The organism is Paenibacillus haidiansis, from assembly GCF_036553665.1.
Lineage (GTDB): Bacteria > Bacillota > Bacilli > Paenibacillales > Paenibacillaceae > Fontibacillus > Fontibacillus haidiansis.
The window spans coordinates 1-21,324 of record NZ_JAZHPZ010000002.1 but is presented as its reverse complement, the minus strand read 5'-3'; the positions used below and the strand labels follow the sequence as shown (position 1 = coordinate 21,324).

32 protein-coding genes are annotated in these 21,324 nt (G+C 43.5%); all 32 read left to right on the top strand.

Going from position 1 to position 21,324, the window contains the following annotated elements; translation table 11 throughout:
* Positions 1-48 precede the first annotated feature (48 nt).
* The 32 genes from V3851_RS04395 (at position 49) to V3851_RS04240 (ending at position 21,302) form a co-directional block, all read left to right on the top strand.
* On the top strand, positions 49-267 hold the full coding sequence (locus V3851_RS04395; RefSeq protein ID WP_331845304.1) for a hypothetical protein: 219 nt from the start codon (positions 49-51) through the stop codon (positions 265-267).
* Positions 268-494: 227 nt separating this feature from the next.
* A complete protein-coding gene (locus tag V3851_RS04390) occupies positions 495-770 on the top strand; it encodes a hypothetical protein (RefSeq protein ID WP_331845303.1) in 276 nt (91 codons plus the stop codon).
* Positions 763-1,200: a hypothetical protein gene (locus V3851_RS04385; protein ID WP_331845302.1), complete on the top strand. Its 438-nt coding sequence runs from the start codon at positions 763-765 to the stop codon at positions 1,198-1,200. The genes V3851_RS04390 and V3851_RS04385 overlap by 8 nt, the downstream gene beginning before the upstream one ends.
* A complete protein-coding gene (locus V3851_RS04380) occupies positions 1,193-1,456 on the top strand; it encodes a hypothetical protein (RefSeq protein ID WP_331845301.1) in 264 nt (87 codons plus the stop codon). Before V3851_RS04385 ends, V3851_RS04380 begins: the two co-directional genes overlap by 8 nt.
* 3 nt (positions 1,457-1,459) lie before the next feature.
* Positions 1,460-2,098: an ASCH/PUA domain-containing protein gene (locus V3851_RS04375; protein WP_331845300.1), complete on the top strand. Its 639-nt coding sequence runs from the start codon at positions 1,460-1,462 to the stop codon at positions 2,096-2,098.
* A 36-nt stretch (positions 2,099-2,134) separates the two neighbouring features.
* Complete coding sequence (locus V3851_RS04370; protein WP_331845299.1) at positions 2,135-2,416, top strand: hypothetical protein; 282 nt, start codon at positions 2,135-2,137, stop codon at positions 2,414-2,416.
* A gap of 27 nt (positions 2,417-2,443) precedes the next feature.
* A complete protein-coding gene (locus V3851_RS04365; RefSeq protein ID WP_331845298.1) occupies positions 2,444-2,626 on the top strand; it encodes a DUF7167 family protein in 183 nt (60 codons plus the stop codon).
* Between the two features lie 459 nt (positions 2,627-3,085).
* On the top strand, positions 3,086-3,277 hold the full coding sequence (locus V3851_RS04360; RefSeq protein WP_331845297.1) for a hypothetical protein: 192 nt from the start codon (positions 3,086-3,088) through the stop codon (positions 3,275-3,277).
* Positions 3,258-3,464 (top strand): hypothetical protein, encoded by a 207-nt coding sequence (locus tag V3851_RS04355; RefSeq protein WP_331845296.1) that lies wholly within the window; start codon positions 3,258-3,260, stop codon positions 3,462-3,464. Before V3851_RS04360 ends, V3851_RS04355 begins: the two co-directional genes overlap by 20 nt.
* A gap of 5 nt (positions 3,465-3,469) precedes the next feature.
* Positions 3,470-3,946, top strand: a complete 477-nt coding sequence (locus tag V3851_RS04350; protein WP_331845295.1) for a sigma factor-like helix-turn-helix DNA-binding protein — start codon at positions 3,470-3,472, stop codon at positions 3,944-3,946.
* Positions 3,947-4,037: 91 nt separating this feature from the next.
* Positions 4,038-4,388 carry a hypothetical protein gene (locus V3851_RS04345; protein ID WP_331845294.1) on the top strand — a complete coding sequence of 117 codons (351 nt, stop codon included), beginning with the start codon at positions 4,038-4,040 and terminating at the stop codon, positions 4,386-4,388.
* Positions 4,389-4,853 carry an HNH endonuclease gene (locus tag V3851_RS04340; protein WP_331845293.1) on the top strand — a complete coding sequence of 155 codons (465 nt, stop codon included), beginning with the start codon at positions 4,389-4,391 and terminating at the stop codon, positions 4,851-4,853. It abuts the gene before it with no gap.
* A complete protein-coding gene (locus V3851_RS04335) occupies positions 4,846-5,073 on the top strand; it encodes a helix-turn-helix domain-containing protein (protein WP_331845292.1) in 228 nt (75 codons plus the stop codon). The genes V3851_RS04340 and V3851_RS04335 overlap by 8 nt, the downstream gene beginning before the upstream one ends.
* A gap of 103 nt (positions 5,074-5,176) precedes the next feature.
* Positions 5,177-5,338 (top strand): hypothetical protein, encoded by a 162-nt coding sequence (locus V3851_RS04330; RefSeq protein ID WP_331845291.1) that lies wholly within the window; start codon positions 5,177-5,179, stop codon positions 5,336-5,338.
* Positions 5,339-6,049: 711 nt separating this feature from the next.
* On the top strand, positions 6,050-7,243 hold the full coding sequence (locus V3851_RS04325; RefSeq protein ID WP_331845290.1) for a hypothetical protein: 1,194 nt from the start codon (positions 6,050-6,052) through the stop codon (positions 7,241-7,243).
* 10 nt (positions 7,244-7,253) lie between these two features.
* Complete coding sequence (locus V3851_RS04320) at positions 7,254-7,490, top strand: DUF3310 domain-containing protein (protein WP_331845289.1); 237 nt, start codon at positions 7,254-7,256, stop codon at positions 7,488-7,490.
* A gap of 56 nt (positions 7,491-7,546) precedes the next feature.
* On the top strand, positions 7,547-7,876 hold the full coding sequence (locus tag V3851_RS04315) for an HNH endonuclease (protein ID WP_331845288.1): 330 nt from the start codon (positions 7,547-7,549) through the stop codon (positions 7,874-7,876).
* 106 nt (positions 7,877-7,982) lie between these two features.
* The gene (locus V3851_RS04310; RefSeq protein WP_331845287.1) at positions 7,983-8,303 is read left to right on the top strand and encodes a P27 family phage terminase small subunit; all 321 of its coding nucleotides are present in this window, start codon (positions 7,983-7,985) and stop codon (positions 8,301-8,303) included.
* Position 8,304: 1 nt separating this feature from the next.
* Positions 8,305-9,981: a terminase TerL endonuclease subunit gene (locus V3851_RS04305; RefSeq protein WP_331845286.1), complete on the top strand. Its 1,677-nt coding sequence runs from the start codon at positions 8,305-8,307 to the stop codon at positions 9,979-9,981.
* Between the two features lie 18 nt (positions 9,982-9,999).
* Positions 10,000-11,145: a phage portal protein gene (locus tag V3851_RS04300; protein ID WP_331845285.1), complete on the top strand. Its 1,146-nt coding sequence runs from the start codon at positions 10,000-10,002 to the stop codon at positions 11,143-11,145.
* Positions 11,145-11,894 (top strand): head maturation protease, ClpP-related, encoded by a 750-nt coding sequence (locus tag V3851_RS04295; RefSeq protein WP_331845284.1) that lies wholly within the window; start codon positions 11,145-11,147, stop codon positions 11,892-11,894. The genes V3851_RS04300 and V3851_RS04295 overlap by 1 nt, the downstream gene beginning before the upstream one ends.
* Positions 11,895-11,918: 24 nt before the next feature.
* Positions 11,919-13,079 carry a phage major capsid family protein gene (locus V3851_RS04290; RefSeq protein WP_331845283.1) on the top strand — a complete coding sequence of 387 codons (1,161 nt, stop codon included), beginning with the start codon at positions 11,919-11,921 and terminating at the stop codon, positions 13,077-13,079.
* Positions 13,080-13,114: 35 nt separating this feature from the next.
* Positions 13,115-13,333, top strand: coding sequence for a termination factor Rho (locus tag V3851_RS04285; RefSeq protein ID WP_331845282.1), 219 nt, complete (start codon positions 13,115-13,117; stop codon positions 13,331-13,333).
* A gap of 5 nt (positions 13,334-13,338) precedes the next feature.
* Positions 13,339-13,641, top strand: a complete 303-nt coding sequence (locus tag V3851_RS04280) for a hypothetical protein (RefSeq protein ID WP_331845281.1) — start codon at positions 13,339-13,341, stop codon at positions 13,639-13,641.
* Positions 13,631-13,999 carry a phage head closure protein gene (locus tag V3851_RS04275; protein WP_331845280.1) on the top strand — a complete coding sequence of 123 codons (369 nt, stop codon included), beginning with the start codon at positions 13,631-13,633 and terminating at the stop codon, positions 13,997-13,999. The genes V3851_RS04280 and V3851_RS04275 overlap by 11 nt, the downstream gene beginning before the upstream one ends.
* Complete coding sequence (locus V3851_RS04270; protein WP_331845279.1) at positions 14,000-14,377, top strand: HK97 gp10 family phage protein; 378 nt, start codon at positions 14,000-14,002, stop codon at positions 14,375-14,377.
* A 3-nt stretch (positions 14,378-14,380) separates the two neighbouring features.
* Positions 14,381-14,701 (top strand): hypothetical protein, encoded by a 321-nt coding sequence (locus V3851_RS04265; RefSeq protein WP_331845278.1) that lies wholly within the window; start codon positions 14,381-14,383, stop codon positions 14,699-14,701.
* Between the two features lie 4 nt (positions 14,702-14,705).
* Positions 14,706-15,293 carry a major tail protein gene (locus V3851_RS04260; RefSeq protein WP_331845277.1) on the top strand — a complete coding sequence of 196 codons (588 nt, stop codon included), beginning with the start codon at positions 14,706-14,708 and terminating at the stop codon, positions 15,291-15,293.
* A gap of 11 nt (positions 15,294-15,304) precedes the next feature.
* Positions 15,305-15,646, top strand: a complete 342-nt coding sequence (locus V3851_RS04255) for a hypothetical protein (RefSeq protein ID WP_331845276.1) — start codon at positions 15,305-15,307, stop codon at positions 15,644-15,646.
* Positions 15,647-15,846: 200 nt separating this feature from the next.
* Complete coding sequence (locus V3851_RS04250) at positions 15,847-18,216, top strand: phage tail protein (protein ID WP_331845275.1); 2,370 nt, start codon at positions 15,847-15,849, stop codon at positions 18,214-18,216.
* Positions 18,217-19,029 (top strand): distal tail protein Dit, encoded by an 813-nt coding sequence (locus V3851_RS04245; RefSeq protein WP_331845274.1) that lies wholly within the window; start codon positions 18,217-18,219, stop codon positions 19,027-19,029. It abuts the gene before it with no gap.
* 14 nt (positions 19,030-19,043) lie between these two features.
* Positions 19,044-21,302, top strand: a complete 2,259-nt coding sequence (locus V3851_RS04240; protein ID WP_331845273.1) for a metallophosphoesterase family protein — start codon at positions 19,044-19,046, stop codon at positions 21,300-21,302.
* The last annotated feature ends 22 nt before the right edge of the window (positions 21,303-21,324 follow it).

Below are 21,324 nucleotides of genomic sequence, written 5' to 3'. Positions count from 1 at the left end.
GGCTATAGAAGTGTAGACACAAATAACGTTGCAAGGGAAGGTGATTGAATGGCTACTAAAGAACAGAAGATCAAAGCAATACAAGAAATGCGAAACGACCTAATAGTCAAATTAGAATACGATGAACTAGATCAAGCTGAAACCGAACTTATCGGCTCTTATGGCTTTCTGGCGTGTCTTAATCATAAGGGACTCGATCAATATTTGACGTTGCTGGAAGGATGCGTAAGGGCGACGGGAAGCGTTAATAGGAAAGATTATCTATGACACAGTACGACACAAAGAGCGAAGGAGAGAAAATGTGAAAAATTATTTTAAATATAGGTTTGGATATGACGTTGAAGCTTTGATAATGCTGGTTCTACTTGGGCTTCCGCTGTGGACTTTGCTATTAGGACTCTGGATTGGAATTAGATTTTTCTAATGCACATTCCGAAAATATAACGCACCTTACGGCCTCCATACCGGGGGCCTAAGGTTAGGGAGGGAAAGGTATGAAATTGGTAATAACAGATATACAACTAGGCAGGGCGGTAATTACAGCGGTTGGTGAAAAGCATCAATCTAGGGTAGTTGATATGCTCCGAAGTTTGACTTACTACCCTTCCGAATCCCCATTTGATAGGGATGCTCAAAAGGTAATTAGCAATATGGAGAAAGAGTACGTTTTGGAGGTGGCTAATGTGCTCTGGGTGGAAAAATTTGATGAAATACCAGAGTACATTAAGAACTACTCCAGCGTAATAGGGGAGGTAAGAGGCAATGGATAAACAATGGGTAGTATTCTCGCATGAAGAAGGGCTAATCGGTATTTTTGATAACTACGATGAAGCATTAAAAGAATATAAGGATTCAAAAGACGCATACGAAAATTATGTGTATGAAAATGGAGAGCATGATCCGAACGAGGACATAATTTTAGCTGCAATCAACAAGCGATTTTATTCATATGACACAAAAAATCCGACCGAAGATAGTGCTACAACAACTTATTGGGACTTTAAAGAAGATTGCTTCTCTCTCAATCCCATCCCCTTACCAACCATAAAGCCGGGAGATAAGGTATATTCCGTCGGCTGGTACTGTTCGATATGCAATGTCAATGTATCGCCACAGCATGTGACATATCAAGAGGAGCACGATGTACGCGCCGGAGGTTGTGGAGGACATGTTGAATGGATGGAGGTATCCCATGACTAAACAGGTTAAACCATCGTTTGAAGAAATCGTAATCAAGCTTGAACCGGAACAACGATTTTTTTATCAACGCGAATGTGACGGCGACATAGTTTTGGTGGATGAAATCAACATATTCGCATATGCAAAGCAAATCACTTTGAACGGAACACAATTTTATGTGGATTACGAAGATAAGAATATTAGAAAGGCCGAAGATCGGAGTTATATGAACTTTGAATTGAATCTTTTAGGAGAATATTCAGAAGGGGATGTGTAGGGTATGACAGAGGTTAGAGACTGGAACAAGGATATGGAACTATGTGAAAGATACGCCGAGGAAAAATGGGCGGCGCTTCCCGATGGAAGTTTATACAATCGAAGAGGAAATCAACTCACAACATACTGGGATTCCTGTAGAGAATCAGCAATTAATGAATATCGTCAAGCCCTCCCGCACTGGCTCCAACAATACGCAGCAGAGAAAGAACGTGCTGAAAGACTTTTAACCATGCTAGTACGCATTAAGAGGCACATAGACGAGTTTAGAGCCTTAACAGGTATTGGCGAAGAAGAAACCGTAGAGGAGCAAGCAGAGGCGTTTAATCGCGTACTAAGCATCCCTTTATCCAAAGGAGGAAGAAGCAAAGTGAACAAACACGAGCTTAAAATATGGCCTCAATACTTCCAAGCTGTGTGGGATGGAACCAAGACATTCGAGATACGGAGCAACGACAGGGATTTTCAACTTGGCGACATGCTGGTATTAAGAGAGTTTGACCCGGACAAGAACAATTATACTGGTTCAGGCATTTGCAAGAAGGTATCGTACATCCTTGATGATCCAGCATTTGTGAAAGAAGGATATGTGGTTATGGGTTTGGCTGAATGGACATCTATTAACCTACCAGGGAAGGAATAAACCCCTAAACAACCTTAAATCCAAAGGAGAATGAAAATGAAACTTAGAGTATGGTGGATTCCTCAAATTCCTATGAAATCGTTCAATGTTGATGTCGAATCCGTAGAAGAAGCAGAGAAAATTTTGAATGTTCTGGCCGACTATGATCTATTCCAATATGAGAATCGAGTTAAAGGCGACTATGCTAACGCTGGTGGGCTGCAATATTGGGATGAAGAAGAAAACGAATGGCTTGAATGGTATTGTACTGACGCCGGTAACGACTACGAGGGTATGGACATAAACGAAATTATGATGGAAAAACTAAAGTCCGCATAAGGATGGTCAAAGGGAGAGATAAAGAGTATGGCAAAGTTCAAGTTTACGTTAGGTATCGGATTCGTTAGTGGTCATGAAACAACCATAGAGATTCCAGATGAAGAACTAGAAGGGCTTAGTAAAGAAGAAAGGGACAAGGTAATTGAAGAATACTGGAACGAATGGGCAAATGACAAAATTGACGGAGGATGGGAAGAAGTAGAAGAATAGGCCGAATGGTATATGTCGTTAAAGACACAAACTGTGACGAGAGGAGAGTAGATCATGGCCCAATGCAAGAGCTGTTATTACAACCGGGAGATGGTGGCAAATGGAGTAAAGATCACGGCCTGTTACTACAGGCTGGAAACAGGGATGCCTTTGTACGGACGAGCGGACGATCCGGAATATTGTAGTGGATACGAACCATCGGAAAATGCAGGAGGGGGAAAGAGTGAAAAACTATTTTAAATATAGGTTTGTATATGACATTGAAGCCTTGATAATGCTGGTTCTACTTGGGCTTCCGCTGTGGACTTTGCTATTGGGGATTTGGATTGGTATTAGATTTTTTTAATGTATAGTTCGAAAATTTAACGTAACTCATAGGCCGGAGGCCTCCGACACCGACCGAATAAGCTTAGGCGAAGCCGGGGGCCGAAGGGTATTTGGGTTAGGGAGGGATAAGACATGATCCAAAAGATTAAAACGCGAATACGTAAATCAGGTACCAAAGGAATATTCCACGATTCTAGAACTGATGTAGCAATCCTATCTAAAGTCTGCAATGAATTGATTGATAAAGTAAACGAACTTGTAGATAAGGTAAACCAAACGGAGGATGCAAGGGGAGGCAACGAACATGTCGCTAAAACGAGCTAAAACACATTGGGTGTGGTCTGAGATAGCACAAGAAATAAACCCGGAGCAGATAGCAGGACGGCCCGTAACAGACTTATACCCTAAATATGGACGGGAAGCACCAGAAGAATGGTATACCCGAGGTTACATCGTAGATAAAGAGGATTATGTAGGGCAAACCGACTTATTTGATTATGTAGAGGGGTGATTAACATGGAGAAAATGCTAAAAGAGTACCGACAAGCAAGAAGTGCGCTAATGGGGTATAAGCTAAACTGCCCGGAAGAAGAAAAACAAGTCGTCGGCTCCATGATATCCGATTTACAACTAGGCATTGAGTGGATGCAAAAAGGCATACCACCGGGCCGTAGGAGAGGTATCCATAGACTATCCTACCAACAAAGGACAACATACCTTGACCCTCAATATCTCCAGTCCTACGCACAGCCTGCGGCTTGTGGAAGCCCCACAACATTATCAGATAGCGAAAGGTTCCGAATAGACGAGGCGCTAAATGATTTGAGCGAGAGAGAAAAACAAGCGTATATTCTGCATAAAGGGCTTGGATTCAGCCTTTATCAAACGGCTCAAGAAATGGGAGTTTCAAAGAGTACGGTACAAAAGTATGTTGAACGAGCGGGCGTAAAAGTTGAAGAGGCAAAAGCATCAAACCTATTCCTTGTGGGATAGGTTTTTTTATTAATTTTAACCTTGCAAGGGTTGACATGTAACCTTATAGAGTTTATAATAAAGACATAAGATAACAAGGGAGGAACAAATAATGAAAAACGTTATGGTAAGAGCTTGGGAGATTGCAAGAGCGGCGGTTGTGAAGTTCGGTGGTAAAGTTAAAGAATACTTCGCGCAGGCTCTTGTCATGGCGTGGGCGGAAATCAAGGCAGCCACAAAATTAACAGAAAGAGTAATTCTTACAGCAAACCACGATACAAAATATTATACTGTAGCTGGCGAGATTAACGGACGGATCGTTAAAACATTCGAAAACCTCAGCCATGAGCAAATGATCGAAAAATACAACTACTTTATCCATAACTTCGGAATTAAAACAGCCTCCTACTATGTAATTAAGGGCGGCACTAGAAAATTTCTTGAAACTAAGGCGGTTGCGTAAATGCCAAGGAAACGAATTGATTTAACGGGGCAAACGTTTGGGGATCTGAAAGTCGTGGGACTGAGCGACAAAAGAGGAACCAATAATACCAGACTATGGGAATGTAAATGCACGTGCGAAAACACTACATATGTATTAGGCATAAGTTTAAGAGCTGGCTATTACACAAGTTGCGGTTGTAAGCACGATGCAAAGCGCGATAAAGGTCTTGTTGAACATATCGCCCGGGATCGTGTTGACGGTACGCGCAAATCCGCTTTAAAAGCAAAATTGCATAAGGGTAATAAAAGCGGCCATAAAGGTGTCCGCTGGGTTGAGTCTCGTCAAAAATGGAATGCAAATATTGGGTTTAAAGGCAAGCAGATAAATCTAGGTTACTACACGACCAAAGAGGACGCTATAGCTTCGCGTCAGGCCGGGGAAGAAAAGTATCACAGACCATATTTGGAGGATGAAAATGAATAAAATAGATGATTACATGACTCCAGCAGAAGCGGCCTTTCGATGGGGAATCCCGCAAGAGACCGTTAAAAGTAGGCTTAAACCATCGTTATACAAAAAGCAGATTGAAGAAATGCTCAAAAAAGGTCTAATTAAGTATTTCCAGCATCCAGACGGCAAGCGTCGGGAATGGATTCTAAGTGTAGAAGCAATGAAAAAATGGTTTGGAGAAGAACAAAAATAACAGTTGACAATAAACCTTACAAGGTTTATAATTAAGGTAACGACAAGGGAGACAGGAGCCAATAAGCCGGATAAACCGGATGAGGACGAAAAGGAGAATGAACATGAAAGTAATGTACGAGGACATTGAAGTTGGAGAAGTAATTACAAATCGGAGCCTAACGGTTGAGGAAGCGCTGGAACTGATCGGATTTGATGAAGAAAAGTTTATCCAAGAGAACGGCTTCGATGATATCGACTACAATGATTTTAGAATGGAATATTAAAAACCAAGAACCTGACGGTAAAACGTTGGGTTCTTTTTTTGTCGTACGACTGCCAACTATATATAGAGGGACAAAACGCGATCCCTTAGGTATAGATCATGTAACTCACAACATGTTGTGTGCAAACTGTATGAGTGAGGGGATGATCAGAAATGCGGAGCGGACTGGGCCAACCTCAGGCCGCTCCGAATAAAAGCCAAGAGAGGACATAACAGAGCGCATCCACATCGGAAGCAGGGAGTTAAATTTCGCAGCACCAGAGGGGTAATCCAGAAAGCGATATACGGCGAGTATGGGAAGGATCGGGCATACTCGGTCGGCGCGGCTGCTGGGAGGAAAGGCTCTGCCTTGAGGCTTCAAAAGAGTGCATGACGGTGCTGTGTGTGCAGATCACACCGCCGTGCTTATATATCGACTGAACCTATGCGAGTCATAGTAGTAGGCCGACACAGGCCAACCGGGGTCGTATACCGGAGTGATGTGGTGGCGGAATAGGTAGACGCTTATACCATAAGGTCACGTAGTGGTCGAGGTTGCAATGATCAGAGGACGCTTGCCGGAATGGTGACCATGCAAGGTGCAAATCCTTGCTCACATCGAACCGCTGCGCTCACGGTTAAATGAGCGCTTTTATATTGGCTTTCATAACCTTAATCATATATGTGCCGCTCCTTCACGGGGCGGTAATTTTGTTTGCAAGGGGGTGTATAGATGCATACATGGACGCAAGAAGAAACAGAACGACTCATAGAGTTAGCGGGCACGGGTACATACGAAGAGGTTGCCGCACGGATGAACGATGATTTTGGTATCGTGGTATCGGGCGAATCTGTAAGGAAACGACTAAAGCGAATAGAAAAGGCGGACGATGGCATTAATGCACCTGCCGGATTTGAAGAGTCATTTGAGATATTACCTAATGGCGCGCATAGATCGAAACGGCTGCTTGAAATGGCAAAGCAGAAGTTAAAGGACAAAGACTATCTCCTTAAAGTACATGGTTACGATCCGAAAGAATGGGATTTAACCGAATCCAAATGGAGCGAGTGGGGCCAACACAACAAACAAGATGGAACGGTCACGCTATACGCTAGTAAGATCACAGTAAAACCGAAACAGAGCGGATTTAACATAGGCGACTTAATAACAGCTATTCAAAACATAAAGCCGATTACAATCACATTAGATCCGACTGAACCAACAGAAAAGCGAATGTTGGAAATCCCTATATTCGATGCTCACTTTGGTATCTCGGATTACGATTACTATAAACCAACACAACAGAAGATTATCGAAAAGCTTTCTCTCTACAAATGGGAGGAAGTTTTATTTATTTTGGGCCAAGACATGCTTCACAATGACAATTTTAAAGGGACCACATCAAACGGGACGGTCATCGAAAACGTGGATATGGTGAAAGCCTGGGAAGATGCACGAAAGTTCTTTGAGCCACTCATAGAGTTGGCAATAACGCAGGCCGGGAAAGTAAACATCATCTATTCATCAGGAAATCACGATGAGGCTTTAGGGTGGGCCTTTATCCAAATGATTAAGGCGAGATATCCGCAAGCAAACATAGATGATCGGATGCAGCAAAGGAAAGCATACGTCTTTGGAGATAACTTCATAGGAATTACGCACGGAGATAAAGCGAGGAAGAACTTACACAATATATTCCCGATAGAGTTCCCGATGGAATGGAGCCGAGCGAAGAATAGGGAGATCCACACAGGACATTTACATGTTGAGGAAACGAAAGACGTTTTCGGCATGGCAGTAAGGACATTAGCAACACGGAACATCACGGATAAATGGCATCGGGACAACGGCTTTGTAGGGGCGCATAAACGCTTCATGCTGTTTGAATACAGCGATAAAGAGCTTGAATCAATTCATTACGTGTGAGGTGAATAAGATGGCTGATAACGTAAATCATCCTTGTCACTATACATCGGGTAAGGTTGAATGCATAGACGCCATAGAAGCAGCCACAGAGGGACTTAACGGATTTGAAGCATATACAACCGGAAACATTTTAAAATATCTTTGGCGCTGGAAACGCAAGAACGGCACAGAGGACTTGAAAAAGGCTCAATGGTATCTAAATAGATTAATCGAAACGGTAGGTGAAAACAATGGAACAACAAAATGAACCGATCATAACCGAAGAACAAGCATACGGCAATGACTGTCCCGGTGGTCAATGTGATGTATAAAACACAAGAGCAGAAACGAAAGTTCTATGATAGTGGATCATGGAAACAGATAAGAGAAGTGGTGAAGAAGCGAGACAATTACGAATGCCAAGGGTGCAAGCGTAATGGAACGGTAAGCATAGATTCTAACGAATACAGCGAAAGCGCTAAGCGAAAGAAAATAGCTCTGGTAGTAGACCACATCAAAGAACTGGAAGATTACCCCGAATTGGCGCTAGAAATAGACAATCTCGAAACGTTATGTGTTGCGTGTCATAATGCGAAACATGATCGAGCGTTTGAAGTGAACCTGAACAAGTGGCAGTACGACGAGAAATGGTAGATACCCCCGGGGTCAAAAGTTTTGCAATTTTATGGTCCTTGGGCACCGGGGAGGGGACTCGACTGGCGAGTTTTTTTGCAGATTACGCGCGATAGGGGGGGTAAGGTTGAATAACAAAGAAGTGAAGGCGCTAAGAGAGGAATTGTTGGGTCGTGTGGATCCCAAAAGCAAGATACAACTTGAAAAGGTTGAACGCTATGTGAACCTAGTTGAAATATACTATCAGTTGGACAAGGCGATTAAAGACCACGGCATTATGATCACCACAATTAACGGATCGCAGGAATTCACCAAACCGAACCCAGCTATCGCGGAAAAGAATAAAATCAACACTTCGTTGATCGCTCTCGGTAAAGATTTGGGTTTGGATACTCCGGTGAAGCCCGCTGGAGAATCAGAAGACGATAGTAAGAATGACTTGATATAGTGTGTTAAAACAAAAGTACGTTGATGAATATATCGCTCTTTATCGAGAGGGCAAAATCAAGTTTAACGAAGAACGGGAACAACTAATTGAATATTTGGAACGGGATGTTCTTTCCCGGGGTGATCTATATTTCGATGACGAAATGATTGAGGACTGTATCAAGTTTGGTGAAAAGTGGTATTTCCCGCTTCAACCATTCCAAAAGTTCTTAATTGCTTTCGTTTTTTTATTTTTCAAAGATACTGACAGAGTGTTTTATCGCAAGTTCCTTTGGATGATGGGGCGCGGCGGTGGCAAAAACGGACTAATTACAGTCTTGTGCCATTTCCTTATAAGCCAGCTTCACGGCATACGGGAATATAACATTTCCGTAATTGCTAACTCCGAAGAGCAAGCGAAAACATCAGTGGAAGAAGCAGCGAACACAATCAAGCAGCATGAAAAGCTAAAAGAACACTTCAAACAAACAGCCACACAGGTTCTTGCTAAAAAGACGAACAGCATATTCAAGTTCCGAACGTCCAATGGTAACACCAAGGATGGCTTGCGAGACGGAGCGGTCGTGTTTGACGAGATCCATTATTTCGAAACGAACAAAGATGTTCGGGTGCATATCTCGGGCCTTGGAAAGAAAAAGAATCCAAGGGAGTTTTACATTGGAACAGATGGTTATGTCCGGGAAGGCTTCTTAGACAAATTTAAGGATAAGGCTAAAAAGGTTCTGAAAGGTGAAGCGAGGCCCAATTCTGTTTTTCCGTTTATCTGCAAACTTAACGACGAAAACGAAGTAGATGAACCGGATAATTGGGAACTGGCTAATCCAATGTTTAGCAAACCGCGAAACGAGTATGCACAAGGGCTTTTCGATACGGTTATGGAGGAATACGAAGACCTGGCTGACGATCCATCAAACCGTGAAGAATTCATGACAAAGCGCATGAACTTACCTCTTACAGATTTGGAACGTTCGGTAGCCAAATGGGAGGAAATCGCCGGGACGAATCAACCATTACCCAACCTTGAAGGGAGAGAGTGTATTGGGTGTATTGACTTTGCTCAGATTCGAGATTTTGCCGCTGTCGGACTGGTATTTAAACATGACGGAAAAGTCCCTTTTATTACTCACTCGTTTACGAGAAAAGAGTTTGTCGATAAATACTACGGCTATTCGATGCGAGAGGTTGAAACGACTCAAAAGTTCGCCCCCATAAAGGAATGGGAATCAAAAGGACTGCTTACTGTTCTAAACGAAGAAATGATCAACCTGGAACACATTGTGAATTGGTTTGTAACAGCACGTATGAAATACAGCATAAAAAAGGTGATCGGCGATAACTACCGGATGGAAATGCTCAAGCCGATGCTTGAAGCTGTCGGGTTCGAGGTGGAAGTTATTCGCCGGCCCGAAGCAATTCACGGACTCCTAGCGCCCCGTGTAGAGATGTATTTTTCGAAGGGGATGTTTGTATGGGGAGATAATCCTTTAATGCGCTGGTACACCAACAACGTGCTTGTAACAATTAAAAAAGACGGAAATAAGGTGTACGGGAAGAAAGAGCAGATCCGCAGGAAGACTGACGGATTTCAGGCTCTTATTTGCGGTTTGTACCGAATTGAAGAATTAACTGAGATAAGCATTTCGGATTCGCTGGATATGCTCGAAGCGCTGAATTTTTAAAAGGGGGTGATTAAGAGAATGGGATTTCTTGATAGTATCCTACGGCGCAACAAAGAACTAGAATCCCTGTTTGATCTGGATTTCGTCGATGACACGACGACACGGACCTACTTGAAAAAGATGGCGCTTGAGACGTGCATCAATTTTATTGGTCGTACCATTAGCCAGTGCGAATTCCGAATCATGAAAGATGGTAAGCGCCAGTACAACGATTGGGATTACTTGCTTAATGTCCGTCCAAATACCGACCAATCAGCAGCGGAGTTTTGGCAAAGCTTCATTTACAAATTGATCCATGAAAATGAAGTATTGGCTGTTTTATCTGACACAAACGACTTGCTGATAGCTGATGATTTCAGCCGGGATGAATACGCCATTTACCCGGATGTGTTTCGAGATGTGACGGTGAAGGGCTACACCTTTAAACGGACTTTTCGGATGGATGAAGTAATCCATATCACTTATAACAACGAAAAAATATCAAAGTTCATGCAAGGCATGTTCGATGATTACGCAGATTTGTTTACCCGTATGATCGAGACAAACAAACACAGCAATCAAATTCGCGGAACAGTGAGTTTAGATGCGACTCAATCACTGGATGAAGAAACTCAAACAAAACTGCAAAAATTCATCGATCGGTTATTTAATGCGATCCGGAAAAACGCTGTCGCTATCATCCCAAGGTTAAAGGGATTTGAGTACAACGAGGTTGCAGGCGGCGATAAGAATGGTAGGTCTGTCGAGGAACTTGCTAAGTTGAAACGCGATTTAACAAACGACGTGGCAAACATCCTCGGGATTCCGACATCTCTCATCCACGGCGATTTGGCAGAGTATGATACGGGGATAAAGGCGTATGTAAGATTCTGTGCAGGACCATTGGTCAAAAAACTAAATGATGAGCTTAACGCCAAGATAATACCGAAAAAAGACTACATGAACGGAACTAAACTTAAGGTATATGGCATTGCTGAGTTGAATCCGCTTGAGGTTGCAAACGCCGTGGATAAATTGCGTGCGAGCGGCACCTATAGCGGCAATGAAATCCGGGTTAAGTTGGGAGATGAACCAGTGGATAATCCAGCATTGGATGAATACGTACTTACTAAAAACTATCAAAGGGCTGCAGAGCAGTCGGGGGAAGGGGGTGAGGAGGGATAATGCGGATGATTACAAAGCAGGACTATTTTAAAACATTTAAAAACCAATCTTATGTTGAGCAGTTACAGAAGGTTGAACGGAAGTTTGAGACGTTCCGAAACGAAGCTGCTGGAACAACGGAACTAACGATTTATGGTATCATCGGTAATTCGTATTGGGAGGATTCAGTTTCCGCTTCCGATATCGACAGCGCATTGAAAAGCATCAGCGGTGATATAGTCATTCACTTGAATAGCCCGGGCGGTGATGCTTTTGATGGGATCGCCATCCATAACCGGCTCAAGAAGCACGATGGTAAAGTCACTATCAACGTTGATGGGTGGGCTTGCTCGGCAGCGTCGGTAATCGCTATGGCGGCTGATGAATTGATTATGGGCTTGGGCTCTATGATCATGATTCACGAGGCTAGCTCTTTGGTTTGGGGCACCAAAACTGAAATGAGAAAAGAAGCTGACGTGCTTGATGAACTGGAAGAAGGGATTATCGACATTTACATGACGAAGGCGAGTGTGAGCCGTGAAGAAATTAGAAGCATGGTTGACGCCGAAACATGGTTTGGCGCTCAAAAGGCGGTTGATATTGGATTTGCTACTTCGACCGCAGCAACTGACGCTAAAGACAAGGAAATCACACAACTTAGAACACAACTAACAACAATGCAAGGCGAACTTGAACAATTGAAAAACCAATCTCAAAGTAATGAACCGAACCCAGCGCCAGCGGCCAAGGGAACAAGGTTCATTTTTTAATTTAAATTACGGAGGGTATCCAATATGACAATGAAGTTGAAAGGCAAGATGGAGAACTTTGAGGCTAAGAAAGAAGCCTACATGAACCTGGTTAAAGATGGCGCGGACGCTGAAAAACAAGCCACAGCATGGAACGAAATGCAGGATGCGCTTGTTACCGACCTGACAGAGAAAATTTCTGCTCAAGTACGAGACGAAAACATCGACAGTCAAATTTTGAGCGCACGTGGGCAAAACGTACTCACTTCCAAAGAACGCAAATTCTTCAACGAAGTAATCTTGACAGGTGGATTTGCTGAGGACACAATCCTGCCTATTACCACTCAAGAACGGGTATTTGAAGATTTGGTTACAGAACATCCTTTGCTTGAAGTGATTGGCCTGCAGGATCTTGGAGCGGTTACACGGTTCATTTATTCCGATCCAACAAAAACGTATGCATGGGGCAACCTGTTCGGTGAAATCAAAGGGCAAGTCGGCGCGGCATTCCGAGAAGAACAGATTGGACAATTGAAACTAACCGCATTCGCTGCAATTCCGAAAGACATGCTGGAACTTGGGCCGGAATGGGTTGAACGTTATGTTCGCACACTTCTTGTCGAAAGTTACTCGGTTGGTCTCGAATACGGATTGATCAATGGGCGCGGGCCGACACAAAGCGAGCCTATTGGATTGATTAAAAACGTAGACAGTTCCACTGGAGCGGTAACAGATAAAACATCTTCGGGTACGCTGACTTTTGCGCCGTCTCAATTTGGTGAAGTAGTTTCTGGTGAACTTCACGATGTGATCAAGGAACTTTCTACCGACGCAAAAGGTAAAGCGCGTAAAGTGCTGAATAAAGTTGCTATGGTTGTAAACCCCGTAGATGCAATTAGTGTGCAAGCGAGGAACACTATCCAGACGGCAAATGGTCAGTGGGTAACTGCATTGCCATACAATATCCAAGTTGTCGAGTCTGAAGAAGTGCCGGAAAAGAAAGCGATATTTTTTGTAAAGGGCCAATACCTTGCGGCCTTGGCTGGCGGTTACAAACTGAACAAATATGACCAGACTCTTGCAATTGAAGACGCAATGCTTTATACGATCAAACAATTCGCTAATGGTAAGCCGAAAGACAATAAAGCAGCGCTGCTATATGATCTTGATATTAAATTTAATACAGAAACCGTAGAGACTCCTTAATTGGGGTCTCTATTTAATTTCAAGGAGGGGTTAAGGTGTACAAAGTAGTGCGAAAATTCAAGGAAACCAAGCACGAGGGTCATATTTACGAAGTCGGCGACATTTATCCCAGGGACGGAGCGGAAGCAACTAAAGCCCGCCTCAAGGAATTGTCGTCCACTAAAAACAAGTATAAAAAAGTATTCATCGAGGAAGTTACAGAGGGAGCTGCAGAGGAAATCGAAGAGGAAGTTGAAGAAGCGGATAAGGAGTGATTTAGATGGCTGATGTAATCACTCCTGCGATCCTAAAGGAATTTAAGGATCGTATGCACCTTGACGATGGAGAGGACGAAAACTTGCTGCGGATCCTAAGGGCGTCAAACGAGGATTTGGTAAAGATATGCGGCGAACATGATATCGTAAATGAAAGATTCAAGGAATTGGTATTCGAGCGTTCCCGATATGCTTATAACGATGCGCTTGAATATTTTTATACTAACTTTCTAACACAAATCAATAACCTTAACCTTGATAAAGTACTAGAGGCCATCGTGATAGAGGGTGATTCAAATGCAGGATAATAAGTACAATCCGAACAGTCACAGTGGTAGATTCAACAAACGGATCACCCTCTATGGCCCGGTCGTCACTCAAGACGAAATTGGCAATGAAATCGAGACGTTTGGAGAAATCTGCACCCTATGGTCAATGGTCAAAACAACAAAAGGGACAGAATACTTTGCGGCAGCGCAAACAAATTCAGTAAATACAGTTCGTTTCGTTGTAAGGTATTCAAAATACTTGGAAGAGATATTCAAAAAGGAAAAGTCAAAATTTGAGGTTGAATACAAAAGTGTAAGGTACGACGTTCAAGGGTATCCGATTAACGACGATGAATTAAACAAAACCTTTACAATCATTGCTGAGGGGCGGATGTAAATGAATGTATCTATTGACGATCTCGCTAGTGAAATTACATCCGCCGTAAGACAGTACACGGAGGATGTAACCGAAGGTGTGGAAAAAGAACTAGATCAAACGTCCAGGCGAGTTACAAAGATGATTTCTTTAAGTTCGCCTAAAGAAAGTGGCGATTATGCCAGGGGGTGGACACGAAAAAAGATTGTTGTAGGCGGTGAAATTCGTTACATCGTTTATAACAAGAAAAAAGGAAGTATAGCCCATTTGCTAGAGTTTGGACATGCTAAGCGTGGCGGCGGTCGGGTTTCGGGAAAACCACACATTAGGCCATCATATGATCAAGAAGTTCCGAGCATGGAACAACGAATAAAGGCCGTCATCCAAACTGGAGGGTGATGTATGACTCAAACCGAATTTTTTAATGCTCTCAAGGCTATTGGTTATCCAGTAGTCTATTCGCATTTTTCTACGGATCCTGCCCCACCTTATTTGGTTTATGTTTTTGCCTATTCCGACGACATGATGGCTGACAATTTAAACTATTTGGGAATCAACAATTTCCAAGTGGAGCTTTACACCACGAAAAAGGACTTGGCGGCTGAAAAGTTAGTTAAGGACAAGTTAAAAGAATTGGAACTGCCATATACCCAAACGGAAGCTTGGATTGAGGACGACAAGCTTTTCCAAAACATATTTGAAATTCAACTTATAGGAGAGTGAGAACATGTCCAAAAATAAAGTTACTTTTGGATTGGATAAAGTCCATATCGCATTTGTAGACACAACAGCGACCGAACAGCCTGCTTGGAAAGCTCCAGTTGCTGTTCCGGGGGCAGTACGATGGACGCCTGAAGCGCAAGGCGAATCGTCACCTTTCTATGCCGATAACATGACCTATTATGTTGCAACGAGCAACAATGGTTATACCGGAGAGTTGGAAATGGCTAATATCCCGGATGAAATACTCTCTGAGTTGTTAGGATGGGTGATCGACGACAATGGAATGCTTGTTGAAGTAGCTGATGCCCAACCCAAAAAGTTTGCTTTGCTCGGGCAAGTTCAAGGCGACCAACGAAACCGCAGATTTGTTTACTATGATTGCCAAGCCACTCGTCCGGCGAAAGAGCGTACTACAAAGGGAGATACCGTTGAACCCAACACGGATGTACTGAATATTACGATATCCCCTATTGAAGTGGATAATCGAATGATTGTAAAAGGCGACATGGAACTGAGCGACACCAACGCAACAGCATTCAACGGTTTCTTCACCACGGTATACACTCCAGTAATTACTCCGGCAGGGGCGTAGGGGGATAAAATATGCGCGAATTGAATATCGGCGATCAAAAAGTAAGAGTCAGAGCTACCCCTCTGGCTCTTTTATATTACAAACAAGAATTTAGAACAGACTTAATCGGAGACTTGACCATTATGGAAAAGGTAAAGGATGACCCGACCAAACTGGATACTCTTGCAATCTTACAGATGGTATGGGCGATGGCTAAAGCGGATAACTTCGGCAAAGAGTTCCCCTCCTTTGAAACCTGGCTCGGTTCCTTTGAATCAATCGATATTGCCGATCCCGCCTTTATGATTTCCGCTTTGGAGGAAGCCGCAAACGGCTTTTTTCGTTCCGGAGTCAAAGGAGCAACCAAAAAATAAAGCCAAAGATGACGAGAGGTTAGAAATCTCACTACTGGCACTCGGAAAGAAAATAGGTCTTAGTTTTGCGGAATTAAACGAACTTAGGAATATTGACTTGATCGATCTAGCAAAAAGCTTTTCGGGGGCAGAGAAAGACACAGTGAGAGAAGCCTCACAGGATGATATAGACGCATTTTACAGCAGATAGAGGTGAGTAGATGGCAGAGACAATAAGAGGCATAAACGTAGTAATTGGAGCCGAAACAACGGGGCTATCGAAAGCCCTATCGGATGTGAATAAAAAGAGCCGGGATATACAAAGTGAGCTGCGCGAAGTCGAAAAGCTTCTGAAACTGGATCCGGGCAATACGGAGCTATTAGCACAGAAACAAAAATTACTTGGCGATGCAGTTGAAAATACAAGCGAGAAACTTAACAGGCTGCGTGCGGCACAGCAACAGGTAAACGAACAGTTTGCCAAAGGTGAAATATCCGAGGGCCAATACCGAGCGTTCCAGCGTGAAATAGCAAAGACAGAACAGCAGTTAAGTGGGTTCGAAGGAAAGTTAAAGAAAACGGGGCCAGCCTTTAAAGAACTTGGTAAAGAAGCTGAGTCGGCAGCAAGTAAAATTAAAAAGGCTGGCGAAGGGATAAAGAGCGCCGGGGAAAAGATGTCCGTTGGTATTACCGCTCCCCTTGCCGGAATAGCCGCACTCGCAACCGAAGGGACAAAAGAACTTCGCGAGGACATGGCGAAGCTTGAAACAAACGCCATTGCTGCCGGGGCGGGCCTGGATACAACAAAGGATGCTTTACGTGACCTCAACGCCATAACCGGGGAAACAGATTCAAACGTCGAAGCCTTATCCAATATACTCCAAGCGGGCTTTAAAGATTCGCAAATGGAGCAAGTTCTTGAATCACTCTCGGGCGCTGTAATTAAATTTCCTGATACGCTAAAAATTGAGGGCTTGGCCGATGGTCTACAGGAAACTTTGGCAACTGGCAAGGCAATAGGTCCGTTTGCGGAACTGTTAGAACGTATGGGGCTTAACCTAGATACTTTTAACGTTGGACTTGCAGAAGCCAATAAGAACGGTACCACACAGCAATATGTTCTGGATACGTTAGCGAAAACGGGCCTTGCCGAAGTCAATCGGTTATACCAAGAGAACAACAAGGAACTGGTCGAAAACGCTAATGCCCAATGGGATCTACAACAAGCGCTAGCTGAATTGGGAAAACTGATTCAACCGATCCTATCCGCTGTTACCCAGAAAATTGCCGATTTACTAAACTGGTTTAACAGCTTAGACGCCGGGACAAAAAATGTGATCCTTACTATCGCGGGTATTGCCGCAGCCATCGGTCCGTTACTAGTTATAATTGGACAGGTTGTAAGCTCTGTATCTGCTCTAGCCCCTGTCTTTAGCGCCTTGGCAAGTCCAATAGGCCTTATAATCGCAGCAATAGCCGCCCTTGCCGCTGGACTTATTTATCTTTACAACAACAACGAAACCGTAAGAAATGCTCTCAATGCCGCTTGGGAATGGCTCAAGTCGGCGGCTGAGGGCATTTTTAATGCAATAAAGGAATTTTGGGCACAGTGGGGCGACGAAATCATGGCGTTTTTCAAAACGACATGGGAAGTCATAAAAACTGTGTTCAAAACCGTGTTTGAAGTTATCTCTACCATTGTAACAACTGTATTCGAGGGTATTAAGGCCTTTTGGGACAAGTGGGGCGCAACAATCACAGAGACCTTCAAAAACGTATTTGAAATACTAAAAATCGTCTTTTCGACCGTTTTTGATGTGATCTTTACGGTTGTTAAAACTATTTTCAACGCCATCAAAGCATTTTGGGATACCTGGGGCGACACGATCATAACCCAATTCAAAGCTGCTTTTGGGATTGTTAAGGCTGTTTTTGAGGGTGCTTGGAACTCGATAAAAATTGTCGTGGAAACCGTGATTGGCGTTATCTCTGGTATCGTCAAAACATGGCTAGCCATCTTTAAAGGCGATTGGGAAGGAGCCTGGGAAGGTGTAAAAGAAACCGTAAAAGCAATCTGGGATGGCATCACTGGACTATTCAGTAATGCCTTTGAAACCATGAAAAATATCGGTAAAAACATAATTGATGGCCTTATAAACGGTATCAAGAGCATGAAGGACGCTGTGGTAAACACGGCAAAAGATATTGCCAATGGCATCGGAGATTCCGTTAAAGATTTCTTTGGGATCCATTCGCCATCCCGGCTTATGCTTGGGTACGGTAAAAACATTGTACAGGGGCTAGCGAACGGTATTTCCCAAACCGCAAGTCAGGCTGTTAGATCCGCTTCGGCTATATCAGCCGCCGTGTCTGATGCAATGACCTTTAATGTTGGTGGCATATCGTCAGCGGCGAATTCAGCGTTAAGCGGATCGGGGACGGTCTCCGGGACAAACCAAACAAATGTAAGCCTCGCGGATATGTTCCGAGGGGCTAATTTTGTTGTGCGCAGCGACAATGATATTAAACTGATAGCCCAGGGAATCGGCGGTATGTTTACACAAAAATCAAGAGCGTTAGGAGGGGCGTAAATGGCTTCTGATTCGGTTTTAACGTTAGATGGACGAACACCAATGGAGTTGGGTATGGGGGTGTTTCAGAAGACGCAGCGCCCCATTCTATCGCCTACGGTTGATAATGTGGTGACGGTACCATATATGCATGGAGCGTATGACTTTGGGGCAACAATAGGGCCGCGCCAATTTACTTTGGAATGCGCATTTATTGCTAAAAACTATTTGGAATTACAGCAACGTGTTTCGGCACTAGCTGCCTTTTTGTTGGATGCAGACGGTAGGCCGCGAACAATGCCTATCGTCTTTGCAAACCAACCGGACAGACAATATACAGTCAGATATTCGGGAGATTTACAAATAGAACGGATAGCTGGATTGGGGACGTTTACCCTTCCGTTTGTCGCCTATGATCCGTTTGCATACAGTCTAGAATCCACATCTGATCTACTTACCTGGGACACCGATTACACATGGGATGATGACTTTTCTTGGGATGACGGATATTCATATAGTTTCACAGGTCCCGGGACGGTGGAGGTTAATAATCTAGGCAATCAAAACGCACTGCCTAAAATCCGTATCACTGGCAACTTCACCACGTTATCTTTAATGGTTGGTGGAGTTGTTTTCACATATAACACGCCATTGAACGGAACTTTAGAATTGGATTTCAAGCGCAAAACCGCAAAGGTCGGTACAACAAATGTCCTCCAAAATTCCAATGCTCAATTTGGTAAGTTGCCTCCCGGATCATCTAACGTGGTTGTGGGTGGTTCTGGACTAAACATTACCATGGACATCATCTTTAACTTTAAATACGCAGCCTAAAGGGGGCGAACATATTGGCTAATATTCAGAACATACCAATTGGAGAACAGTTAAGAGCTAGTAATCCTAAGATAAACCAAAATTTTCAAAACCTAAATAACGAAACAACGGCGAATAAAAATAACCTTGAAGCTCATAAATCATCAACCACGGCCCATGCCGCCCAAAATATCACGTATTCGGGTGAGGCGGTGGGTGCGAATGTAAAAGCAGCAATCGACTATACCAATGATCGCATTGACAATTTAATTATAACTAGCGGTGATAGCAGCCCAGAAGTAGCGGACGCGCGTGGCGGTTATCCTGTTTTGGGTGATCGTCTGAACGCCTTTGATGAACAGTTGGCGGATTTGGAGCAAGAGATAGACCAACAAATCACCTCCGCAATATCTGATTTACAGAATGAAATTGATGACGCAAACACTCAGATATCCGCCAACACATCGGCTATAGCATTAACACAGCGCTATAAACTTACTCAGGACGACGGTACAGCACACCCTACTAACGGATCAACAGCGACATCAGGTGGAACCTACACTGGAGATATTTTGGAATTACCTCCTGGGTACCACAACTTTAATGTTACAGGTGGTCAGACAGCTAACTTGCCGCCGGCTGTTGGGGATGGACAGACTGTCAATGTTCAAATTCACGTAAGGCCAGGCGTTTTCGGGCGAAAAACGATCGACTTTATATTTGGATACGACAACCGGCAGTTTCGCGGGGTAGTACATGGCGCAGACGGCAGCAATTTTAGAGGTTGGGTCGAGGTAGGAGGAACAACAGGAACAATAACGAATGACGACATCGTTGTACAGCTCCAATCAGATATGGCATTGAGACTAACCAAAACGGAAGCCCAAACTAATTATCAGACGATCCTTACTCAAAATGACGGAAAAGGCAGACGGATATCGTCGTTGAATCCTGTACCAACATCGTTCTTGCAACTAAATAAGGTAGGATTTTGGTATCTTACAACAGCTGAAAACAACGCAATGACTGATGCGAGCACATTACCGCCCCGATTGCAAAATAGAGGTATTTGGGTTATTATCCCGGCTTATGATCATTCGTCGGGGTTTGTACAGATTATCATGGTTAGCAGTGCTGCAAACCCTTGTATCGCGTGGCGAAACATCTTCACTGATGGAACATACGGGCAATTCACCGAAATTGCCGATGCAACTCAGTTGCGCAAACTATTGGTTGCACCTGATCACTTCAGCAACTCCTTCTTATCGTTTTCCGAGGGAGTTAAAGAATTGCAAACACCGGACACTCTGACGTTTGGTTATATCACAGATACGCACTATGCCACATATGCAACTAATCGTCTCACTCAAAAACAAGCATCTTTACAGCACTTAAAAAACATCAGTGATCTGCAAAAATATATATCGTTTGATTTTAAAGTGCATGGTGGAGATATCGTTGACGGCGACCAAGCAAAAGCAGGAAATGCCGCAGATATCACGAACGCTATGCGCTTATTTTTTGACGATAGTTGCCCGTCTTTTGTCTGCAAAGGTAACCACGACGATGGAAGCTGGTATGCAAGCGAGCACGGCAACTTATTGTCGGATGTTATTAATCCTAACGAGATGTATGCGCGTATTGTAAAACCGACAGAAAAATATGACATAGAGCAAGATGGTAGCAATCGATCACTAGGGTATTATTACTATGATATTGCAAGACATAAAGCGAGGGTGATCATTCTTAATTCATCAGATAATCCGTATATCGCCAATCCAGATGGTACGAACAAATATGTATCTCAAAACAAGTCAGCATTCCGTCAGGATCAAATAAGTTGGTTTGCAAACGAGGCATTAGCGACTCCCGCGGGATGGAGGGTTATTATTTTTATGCACCATCCGATCAACGGTATTTTTGGGAGCGTTGATCAAATTAACGGCGAGGCCATCAAGGGGCTAATCGAGGCTTATAAAAATGGTTCGAGTTATCAAGGTAGCGGAACAATTACGGATTACGTGTACAATATCAACAAAACATTTTCCACTCCTGGTGATGTGATCGCAGTCATAAGCGGTCATATACACTATGACGCATCGATAACAATTAACGGTGTTTTGTATGTAAGTTGCTTATGTTCGGCAGCATTTAAAGACAACGATCAAAGCCCTACGCGAACGGTAAATACATTGTCCGAAGAAGCTCTCGACGTGTTCGTAGTTGACTTTAACAGCAGAACGTTATACGATAAGCGATTTGGAGCGGGTAGTGATCGTCAATTCTCCTTTTAGCTATGAGCAATAGGACGATACT

Bases quoted from the DNA above. Each gene is read 5' to 3' on its own strand.
- V3851_RS04345 (WP_331845294.1), top strand. From the start codon at position 4,038: ATGAAAAACGTTATGGTAAGAGCTTGGGAGATTGCAAGAGCGGCGGTT.
- V3851_RS04275 (WP_331845280.1), top strand. From the start codon at position 13,631: ATGCAGGATAATAAGTACAATCCGAACAGTCACAGTGGTAGATTCAAC.
- V3851_RS04320 (WP_331845289.1), top strand. From the start codon at position 7,254: ATGGCTGATAACGTAAATCATCCTTGTCACTATACATCGGGTAAGGTT.
- V3851_RS04375 (WP_331845300.1), top strand. From the start codon at position 1,460: ATGACAGAGGTTAGAGACTGGAACAAGGATATGGAACTATGTGAAAGA.
- V3851_RS04380 (WP_331845301.1), top strand. From the start codon at position 1,193: ATGACTAAACAGGTTAAACCATCGTTTGAAGAAATCGTAATCAAGCTT.
- V3851_RS04350 (WP_331845295.1), top strand. From the start codon at position 3,470: ATGGAGAAAATGCTAAAAGAGTACCGACAAGCAAGAAGTGCGCTAATG.
- V3851_RS04340 (WP_331845293.1), top strand. From the start codon at position 4,389: ATGCCAAGGAAACGAATTGATTTAACGGGGCAAACGTTTGGGGATCTG.
- V3851_RS04290 (WP_331845283.1), top strand. From the start codon at position 11,919: ATGACAATGAAGTTGAAAGGCAAGATGGAGAACTTTGAGGCTAAGAAA.
- V3851_RS04270 (WP_331845279.1), top strand. From the start codon at position 14,000: ATGAATGTATCTATTGACGATCTCGCTAGTGAAATTACATCCGCCGTA.
- V3851_RS04295 (WP_331845284.1), top strand. From the start codon at position 11,145: ATGCGGATGATTACAAAGCAGGACTATTTTAAAACATTTAAAAACCAA.
- V3851_RS04245 (WP_331845274.1), top strand. From the start codon at position 18,217: ATGGCTTCTGATTCGGTTTTAACGTTAGATGGACGAACACCAATGGAG.
- V3851_RS04390 (WP_331845303.1), top strand. From the start codon at position 495: ATGAAATTGGTAATAACAGATATACAACTAGGCAGGGCGGTAATTACA.
- V3851_RS04265 (WP_331845278.1), top strand. From the start codon at position 14,381: ATGACTCAAACCGAATTTTTTAATGCTCTCAAGGCTATTGGTTATCCA.
- V3851_RS04355 (WP_331845296.1), top strand. From the start codon at position 3,258: ATGTCGCTAAAACGAGCTAAAACACATTGGGTGTGGTCTGAGATAGCA.
- V3851_RS04300 (WP_331845285.1), top strand. From the start codon at position 10,000: ATGGGATTTCTTGATAGTATCCTACGGCGCAACAAAGAACTAGAATCC.
- V3851_RS04395 (WP_331845304.1), top strand. From the start codon at position 49: ATGGCTACTAAAGAACAGAAGATCAAAGCAATACAAGAAATGCGAAAC.
- V3851_RS04260 (WP_331845277.1), top strand. From the start codon at position 14,706: ATGTCCAAAAATAAAGTTACTTTTGGATTGGATAAAGTCCATATCGCA.
- V3851_RS04280 (WP_331845281.1), top strand. From the start codon at position 13,339: ATGGCTGATGTAATCACTCCTGCGATCCTAAAGGAATTTAAGGATCGT.
- V3851_RS04365 (WP_331845298.1), top strand. From the start codon at position 2,444: ATGGCAAAGTTCAAGTTTACGTTAGGTATCGGATTCGTTAGTGGTCAT.
- V3851_RS04330 (WP_331845291.1), top strand. From the start codon at position 5,177: ATGAAAGTAATGTACGAGGACATTGAAGTTGGAGAAGTAATTACAAAT.
- V3851_RS04255 (WP_331845276.1), top strand. From the start codon at position 15,305: ATGCGCGAATTGAATATCGGCGATCAAAAAGTAAGAGTCAGAGCTACC.
- V3851_RS04315 (WP_331845288.1), top strand. From the start codon at position 7,547: ATGTATAAAACACAAGAGCAGAAACGAAAGTTCTATGATAGTGGATCA.
- V3851_RS04325 (WP_331845290.1), top strand. From the start codon at position 6,050: ATGCATACATGGACGCAAGAAGAAACAGAACGACTCATAGAGTTAGCG.
- V3851_RS04250 (WP_331845275.1), top strand. From the start codon at position 15,847: ATGGCAGAGACAATAAGAGGCATAAACGTAGTAATTGGAGCCGAAACA.
- V3851_RS04370 (WP_331845299.1), top strand. From the start codon at position 2,135: ATGAAACTTAGAGTATGGTGGATTCCTCAAATTCCTATGAAATCGTTC.
- V3851_RS04385 (WP_331845302.1), top strand. From the start codon at position 763: ATGGATAAACAATGGGTAGTATTCTCGCATGAAGAAGGGCTAATCGGT.
- V3851_RS04360 (WP_331845297.1), top strand. From the start codon at position 3,086: ATGATCCAAAAGATTAAAACGCGAATACGTAAATCAGGTACCAAAGGA.
- V3851_RS04335 (WP_331845292.1), top strand. From the start codon at position 4,846: ATGAATAAAATAGATGATTACATGACTCCAGCAGAAGCGGCCTTTCGA.